This is a genomic window from Streptomyces thermoalcalitolerans (assembly GCF_039525155.1).
Lineage (GTDB): Bacteria > Actinomycetota > Actinomycetes > Streptomycetales > Streptomycetaceae > Streptomyces > Streptomyces thermovulgaris.
Genome location: NZ_BAAAHG010000141.1, coordinates 1 through 832, shown reverse-complemented (window position 1 = coordinate 832; position 832 = coordinate 1). Strand labels below are relative to the sequence as shown.

Here is an 832-nt window from a genome sequence, read left to right as displayed (position 1 = left end):
CGACGGTTACGAGGTCGAGTCCGAGAACGATCTAGAGCTGACGAACGACACGACCGATGCGTTCGTCGACGTCGAGGTCGACGACGAGGCCGACGACGAGGTCATGGTCACGCTCGAGGTCTCCGACTCGGAGACCGGCGACGTGCTCCGGTTCACGAGCGACGAGATCGAGGCCGACGAGACGGCCTCCCTCGAGGTGGCTGTCGACGACCTCGAGGACGTCGACGAGGTCGACCTGACCGTCTACCTCGAGACCGAGGACGACGCCGACGACCTCGAGGTCCTCGATCTCGGTCTGTCCGAGTCGACCGGCTACCCGATCGGGAGTGTCGACGGCTCGACCGAGATACCTAACTGGGCACTGATCGGCGTGGTGCTCGTCGGTCTCGGCGTCGTCGTCCTCCGACAGTAGTGAGGTGACTAACTATGTCATTTTCAGAGCAAACGGAAACGGACAGTGGTATCGGGATGGAAACCTCGAGGCGCGACGCCATGCGGCTCCTGGCTGCGGCGGCTGCGGCCGGGGCCGGCGGGACGATCGCGACGGACTCCGCACTCGCGGATGACGATGGCGACGGGATCGACTGGCAGCGGGGCGCGGAACTCGCGCTTACGGTGACGAACCCGAAGGCCGCGGCGTTGCTCCACGGCGGGCGGCTCGCCAACCGGGCGGTCGACGAGATCCTGGGATCGGAAGACCTGACCGACGGCGAGATCGCCCTCCACAACCAGGCCGTTACGGCGATGGAGTGGTGGGATGCGACGTCGATCATACTCGAGAATCGCCTCGAGGACGCTTCGATGATCGCCTCCATCCGTGCGCGGGACGCGA

General features: G+C 65.7%; 2 protein-coding genes. Both read left to right on the top strand.

Translation table 11 applies throughout. The annotated features are described in order from the left end of the window. Positions 1-412 (top strand): hypothetical protein (locus ABD224_RS29240; RefSeq protein WP_344055344.1); only part of this gene is annotated, 412 nt, incomplete at its 5' end. Between the two features lie 14 nt (positions 413-426). Then, a partial coding sequence (locus ABD224_RS29235) for a hypothetical protein (RefSeq protein ID WP_344055342.1) occupies positions 427-832 on the top strand: 406 nt, incomplete at its 3' end.